Source organism: Maribacter spongiae (assembly GCF_047345125.1).
Classification (GTDB): Bacteria; Bacteroidota; Bacteroidia; order Flavobacteriales; family Flavobacteriaceae; genus Maribacter.
Map to the genome: position 1 here is coordinate 90,823 of NZ_JBLFEQ010000011.1, position 6,311 is coordinate 97,133.

A 6,311-nucleotide genomic window follows, 5' to 3' on the forward strand; every position below is an offset into this window, starting at 1 on the left:
TAATGAAATTTTATATCCAAAGTCCCCTAGTATTCTTGTGCTTTATTTGTAGTATTCTATTCCTTTCTTCTTGCGGTAAAGATTCAGATTTATTTGAAATCATTTCTGAAGAGCAAGTTGATGAATCTGAAGAAATTTTAGACTCACAAAATGAGGAAGAAGATCGCGAAGATGAAGGTAATAATGTTGAAGACACCGATTCTGCAATTGGAGGTGATAATCAAAAACTTAATATCATTTTTGACACAGATGCCAATAATGAACTCGATGATCAGCATGCCCTTGCATACCTTTTGTCAAATGGAGATTTGTTCAACTTAGAAGCGATAACTGTTAATGCAACTCATTTGGGTGGAGATATTGATGGTCATTTTGAGGAGGCCCTGAGAGTCTTGAAATTATACAATTTAGAGGATAGAATGGATATCTTTAAAGGGGCCAACGGGGCATTTGAGGATATAGAACAAAATTGGAATCCAAATAATTTTGATGGGATAGAAGCGGCAGATATATTGATTGAAAAGACACGTGAAAAAGAGACTCTAATTGTAGCTGTAGGGAAACTGACCAATGTTGCCCTTGCTTTAAGAAAGGATCCGGAGTTAGCAAATCGTTCTAAGGTTATATGGCTGGGTTCAAACTATCCTAATAAGGGTGAATACAATGAGACCAATGACTTATCGGCGGTCAACTATGTCATAGAAAGTGGTATTCCCTTTGAAATAGTTACAGTACGACTGGGCTCTAGTATGGGATCAGCTTTTGTTAGAGTCAATGTAGATGAAATTAATGATAGGATGCCTGGTCTGGGACCGGAGACAATGGAACCTGTACCAGGTAGGCACGGGGGTCAATTCAGACATTTTGGTGATTACTCGATAAGCCTTTTTGAAAATATAGGAAAGGATACGAGATCACTTTTTGATTTGGTTGCATTGTCAATCTTGAAAAACCCTGAATGGGGTACCCAAGAATCAATTCCTGCCCCCATACTTGTAAATGGAAATTGGGTTGATAGACCCGAAAATAATAGAGAAATTACAATTTGGGGAGGTTTTAATAGAGACGCAATCCTCGAAGACTTTTTTGAATCACTTGAAAACTACTCTTTGGTTGAATAATCGAATCAAGCTGAGAAAAGTTGGAGGATGATTTAAAATTTGTAAGTTTTGTTTAAAAAATTGATACTTGGAAACTAAAGAACTACTATCTCATTTTTGCCTGATGGCGTATTGGAATATTTTGATATAAGTGATGTACGAGAAACAGCCGAAAGGCTGACCCTGTTTTGGAAGAAAAACCATTATGGACAGTGAAAAGTTGAATAAGAAGCTTCATTCCAAGGAGTTTTACCCCAAGGTCGAGATACAGGATTTTCCGATTTGTGGAAAGTCTTGTTACCAAGAGGTAAGGCGCAGGCCCTGGGTTAATGCCCAGACCGTCGAGGCCTTCTCAAGATTGATTGCCTGATTCATAAAAACATTCGCTGAACTCTTTAAAGGGTGATGGTTATCTCTTTTTTGGCACAAGCTACCAATCAATACCTTTCCCGATTAAGATGTGCTTGCTCGAATGTTTACGATTAATTTTAAACAGCTCGGTTTTGAGGGAAGCTTACACTTTAAATGAAGTCAAAAATGATTAATCCAACAATTGCTTTTTAAAAATCTTATCCCTCAAAAAGAAATTTAATTTTAGATAAGGTTTATAGAGACTAATGGGTAATGATAAGAAATACAGGTTTTTACGGAATAAAACGGGTTTTAATTTAACAATATAACGATACGTTTTTTCAGGTTTTAAAAGTATCTGTTTTATCATTTGAACAGGTGATAGCCCAATAGAACCCATATCATAATCTAATCCAACATTGTTGTTGCCAATGTTTTGATAAAACCCTTTGGTCAAATTATGAACGAATGCTATTTCATTTTTATTTGCATGAAGGTCTAATGAAAGCTTTAAATCGAATAGGTAATCGGAAACCATTTGTTCTTCGTAAAACCTTGGGGCAAGGACTTGAAGTAAGGAGTCATATTGCATTGACATATATTCATGAAGCTTTTTGATATAGTTGTCATAAACGTACTTTTCTTCTTTTTTGTGGTACTCAATTGTAAATTCTGGACTAGGCGAATACCCTAAAGTACTACCATGTGGTGCCGCCAGTAATTGTTCATACAATTGCCTATTGGCCATCATGATTTCATCTTTGATACTTTTGTTGGGATGTACCGAAAACAGGAGTCCTTTTCTTTTTGTCTTTGGAGTAATGTTGTAAATTTCTTGTAAGCCTAAATACCATGCTGTCACTTCAAATTTGCCTTTGAAATAGACATGTAGACATTCTTGCATGGTACCCCCCCAACCAACATCTACCAAAAACATGTCCTCAGAATCAAAATCAACATTAAATGAAGCCAAATACGAATCAAAATTTTCTTTTTGTGTAATCCTGTTTTCTTCGTAAAGCTGTTGAAATATCGAATCTTCTTGCAACTGGATAAAATATTCAGATTCAAAAAAATTAGGTATGAGCCTATCTACATCCATGCTTAAACGCTTTGCAATGGAGGAGGTAGTTTGTTCATCAAATAAAAATGACTTAAAAAATTGCCGCAACGAAAAATGATTGTATTTAGATCTTAAGTGCCTAAATTTTTCTTCGCCTAATGGTAAATATGAAATTTGCATGGCACCTTGTCGTGACATTTTGAGATAATGGGACTTGATTTCATTGCCTTTAATAGCAAATTTATTCTGATACCGATCAAAAAGTTGTTTTAAAAAATACCCTTCCCTAGCAAGGAAAAATAAATTTTTAGTTTCATTTTTTCTAGCTTCATGGTATAAACGCTCAATAAAGAAATGAAACAATATTAAATACTGAGCATAAGGATATTTTTTTGATTTGATTTGAGCTTCAAAACGCTTTAGTGTCTTTTTAAAATCACTCTCATCACTACCAAAAATGCGGAGTTTTTGGTTGATTTTGACGCTCTTCCTTTTAAGATAGTGCGCTTCTATACCAAACAACTGGGCAAACTCAACATCGCTTTTAAGGTTGTCACCAATCATAAAGGCCTGCCCACCATTAATTTGTTGTTCTTCTAATATTTTTTTGTAAAGTATACCGTTATTTTCTTTGCTGGCATTGTAAGCTGCAGAAACAAATACCTTATCATAAATGTGCGCTATACCGTGATGTTTTAACAGTCGTTCCATAATTTCGGTATCAAAATGAAAATCTGATACACAAAAAATCTTGTAACCCATTTTTTTAAGCTGAAATAAAGTATCAACCATTTTTGTATTCAAATATTGAACACTGTTCTCTGCTGCAAAATCGGCTTCTTTGAAGCATTTTATAAAATTGACGAGGTCATGATGGCTGGGCCGTATCAAATTGGCACACTCCAATCTGTTATGAACTTCTTTGATGACTTCAAGGTAAGAAAGTTCACTTTCAAAAAGCCCCGTCTTTTCACTAAGAAACTCCATTGACGCTCTTCTTATTTTGAAGATTTCATAACTAGAAGAATCGAGAGCCAGTTCTTGTTTTAAGTGTTTCGCCCATAATTTAAAAGTATGCAAAGGGTGTACATTTCTATGAACAATAGTATCATAAAAATCGCAAAAAATATATTCAACTTCTTTTTTGCTTTGTATTTGGCCAATCAACTCTCTCTTCATTGGTGTTAGTATTATATCGATTATGATTGTTCCTTATTCCCTTCAAAAATGGTCATGGTATCTGAATCACTGCTATTTACCCCTTCTTTTTTAAATACTTTAACAATGGTCTTCATAATTATTTCCATGTCAAGTATGAAAGACAAGTTTTCAACATAAAAAACATCCAATTCAAACTTCTGTTCCCAACTGATACTATTTCGGCCATTTACCTGAGCCCAACCCGTAATACCTGGTTTAACCTTATGTCTTTTTCTCTGACACTCAGAGTAACGTGGTAAATATTCAACCAATAATGGTCGTGGACCAATCAAGCTCATGTCTCCTTTTAAAACACTGAATAATTGAGGTATTTCATCTAACGAATATTTCCTAATATATTGACCAATTTGGGTCATACGCTGAAAGTCTGGCAAAAGTTTGCCGTTTCCATCTTTTTTATCGTTCATTGTCTTGAATTTAATAATGGTAAAGATGGCTTCATCCTTTCCTGGTCTCTTTTGATAAAAAAATGGCTTCCCATCATTGGCTACAAATAATGAAATTGTAATCACCAACAGCAATGGAGAAAGCACAACAATACCTAACAATGAAATTGAAACATCAATTAAACGCTTAAAAAATGAAGGATACATAAATTTTGAGTTTCGAAAATAAAATTAAGTCATTTATAGTAAGAAGTTTTTCAAACATGAATCATTTTATAAGTAAAAGAAAAAAGAAAAACGTATTTTTATTTATTTTTTGAAAAAAAAATTACAAAACTAATTGCGAAAATAACTTATTCGAGATTCTAACGTTAGAGTAATTGAAATATTATGAAAAAGAATAACGAAAAAAATAATCTATGAATATTCTAATATCTTCAGCAGGAAGAAGGGTGTCTTTAGTTAGGGCGTTTCAAAAAGAATTGGGCCAACTTGTGCCAGAAGGGAGGGTCTTTGCTTCAGATATAGAACCCACACTGGCTTCTGCATGTCATGTTGCTGATAGTTTTTTCAAGGTGCCACGTGTTGATGAAAAAGACTACATGGATATTCTTTTGGACAAATGTTTGGAAAATAACATTAAATTGATAATCCCGACGATAGATACAGAATTAAAGATATTTGCAACGAATCAATTGAGGTATAAGGAGAATGGTATTGAAATACTAATTTCAGATCAAGAAATAATAGATGTTTGTAGAGACAAACGCAAGATTCATTCTTTTTTTAAATCATTCGGTATAAAAGTTGCCAAAGAGTTTGACAAAAATAACTATGAATTACCAATGTTCTTGAAACCTTGGGATGGAAGTAGAAGTGTTGATACCTTTTTAATAGAGAAAGAATCTGATTTAAATGAATATCATTTTAATCATGAGAAATTAATGTTTTTGGAATATTTAAATCACGACGACTACGTTGAATATACATGTGATTTATACTATGACAGAAACAACAAGTTAAAATGTGTTGTTCCAAGAAAACGAATTGCAGTACGAGATGGTGAGGTAAACAAAGGTTTAACAGAGAATAATAGTATAGTTAAACTTGTAAAAGCTAAACTAGCTACACTGCCAGGCGCTTATGGATGTTTAACTGCCCAATTTTTTAAACACAAAATAAATGATGTAATTTATGGCATCGAAGTTAACCCTAGATTTGGCGGTGGTTTTCCGTTGACATATTTAGCAGGAGCCAATTACCCTAAATGGATTATCGAAGAATATTTTTTTAATAAGCCAATTCTTGATGCTTTTGATGCTTGGGAATCAAATTTACTAATGTTAAGGTATGATGATGAAATCTTGGTCCGCAACTTTGAAAGTTAGCAATAACAGTATCATTGCCTTTGATTTAGATGACACCCTGTATAAAGAAGTAGATTTCTTAAAATCAGCTTATTTAGAAATAGCACAAGAACTAGATGCAAATAAATGGAATTTATTATATATTGAAATGTTTTCAATGTACAGGAGTGGTAATAACGTATTTGAATTTTTGACAAAAAAATATGAAATCAATTTAGATGATTTGCTGCTAAAGTATAGAAATCATTTTCCCAATATAGAAGTATCTGACGGTGTCCTAAACTTGCTTAAAAATATTAAAAAGAATAAGGGTAAGATTGCTATTATCACCGATGGCAGAAGTCAAACCCAGCGTAATAAGATAGATGCCCTAGGCTTAATTGAATACATTGACACGATACTGATTTCTGAAGAAATTGGGTATCAAAAACCCGCTTTGAAAGTATTTGATAAACTCGAGGGACTCTACCCTAATCATGAATTCACCTACATTGCGGATAATTTAAAAAAAGATTTTATTTCCCCAAACCTCCTCAATTGGGACAGCATTCATTTGTTGGATAACGGTTTGAATATACATGTAAACCAAATGAATTTTATGAAGAAAGAAAATCTTCCAAAGAAATATGTAGCCAGTTTAAATCAGATAGAGGTTGTATAAGGTCTTAACATAGCTATGCTAATCCTGTTAGCTGATAATTTAGGGATGTTCAGGAATAGGGATAGGTATTCCATTGTAGGTTTGGTTTTTTGTGCTCTTTGTTTTTGATCAAGCTGCTTTTTGCGCTTGATTTTGGATCCGTTGTCCTATTTTGAGTGCATT

6 protein-coding genes are annotated in these 6,311 nt (G+C 33.5%); 4 read left to right on the plus strand and 2 right to left on the minus strand.

Going from position 1 to position 6,311, the window contains the following annotated elements; genetic code table 11:
• Positions 1 to 2 precede the first annotated feature (2 nt).
• Together ACKWB9_RS13905 and ACKWB9_RS13910 are read left to right on the plus strand one after the other, a co-directional pair.
• Entirely contained in the window at positions 3 to 1,121 is a 1,119-nt protein-coding gene (locus ACKWB9_RS13905; protein ID WP_414003627.1) for a nucleoside hydrolase, read from the plus strand.
• Positions 1,122 to 1,305: 184 nt separating this feature from the next.
• Positions 1,306 to 1,470: a hypothetical protein gene (locus tag ACKWB9_RS13910; RefSeq protein WP_414003628.1), complete on the plus strand. Its 165-nt coding sequence runs from the start codon at positions 1,306 to 1,308 to the stop codon at positions 1,468 to 1,470.
• A gap of 171 nt (positions 1,471 to 1,641) precedes the next feature.
• On the opposite strand, the gene ACKWB9_RS13915 is transcribed toward ACKWB9_RS13910, so the two are convergent.
• Both ACKWB9_RS13915 and ACKWB9_RS13920 read right to left on the minus strand, forming a co-directional pair.
• Positions 1,642 to 3,693, minus strand: a complete 2,052-nt coding sequence (locus ACKWB9_RS13915) for an HAD family hydrolase (RefSeq protein ID WP_414003629.1) — start codon at positions 3,691 to 3,693, stop codon at positions 1,642 to 1,644.
• 20 nt (positions 3,694 to 3,713) lie between these two features.
• Positions 3,714 to 4,328 carry a sugar transferase gene (locus ACKWB9_RS13920; RefSeq protein WP_414003630.1) on the minus strand — a complete coding sequence of 205 codons (615 nt, stop codon included), beginning with the start codon at positions 4,326 to 4,328 and terminating at the stop codon, positions 3,714 to 3,716.
• 212 nt (positions 4,329 to 4,540) lie between these two features.
• Between ACKWB9_RS13920 and ACKWB9_RS13925 the strand changes: the two genes are divergently transcribed.
• On the plus strand, positions 4,541 to 5,509 hold the full coding sequence (locus tag ACKWB9_RS13925) for an ATP-grasp domain-containing protein (RefSeq protein WP_414003631.1): 969 nt from the start codon (positions 4,541 to 4,543) through the stop codon (positions 5,507 to 5,509).
• Positions 5,472 to 6,149 (plus strand): HAD family hydrolase, encoded by a 678-nt coding sequence (locus ACKWB9_RS13930; protein WP_414003632.1) that lies wholly within the window; start codon positions 5,472 to 5,474, stop codon positions 6,147 to 6,149. Before ACKWB9_RS13925 ends, ACKWB9_RS13930 begins: the two co-directional genes overlap by 38 nt.
• Positions 6,150 to 6,311 lie beyond the last annotated feature (162 nt).

Bases quoted from the DNA above. Each gene is read 5' to 3' on its own strand.
- ACKWB9_RS13915 (WP_414003629.1), bottom strand. From the start codon at position 3,693: ATGAAGAGAGAGTTGATTGGCCAAATACAAAGCAAAAAAGAAGTTGAA.
- ACKWB9_RS13910 (WP_414003628.1), top strand. From the start codon at position 1,306: ATGGACAGTGAAAAGTTGAATAAGAAGCTTCATTCCAAGGAGTTTTAC.
- ACKWB9_RS13925 (WP_414003631.1), top strand. From the start codon at position 4,541: ATGAATATTCTAATATCTTCAGCAGGAAGAAGGGTGTCTTTAGTTAGG.
- ACKWB9_RS13930 (WP_414003632.1), top strand. From the start codon at position 5,472: ATGATGATGAAATCTTGGTCCGCAACTTTGAAAGTTAGCAATAACAGT.
- ACKWB9_RS13920 (WP_414003630.1), bottom strand. From the start codon at position 4,328: ATGTATCCTTCATTTTTTAAGCGTTTAATTGATGTTTCAATTTCATTG.
- ACKWB9_RS13905 (WP_414003627.1), top strand. From the start codon at position 3: ATGAAATTTTATATCCAAAGTCCCCTAGTATTCTTGTGCTTTATTTGT.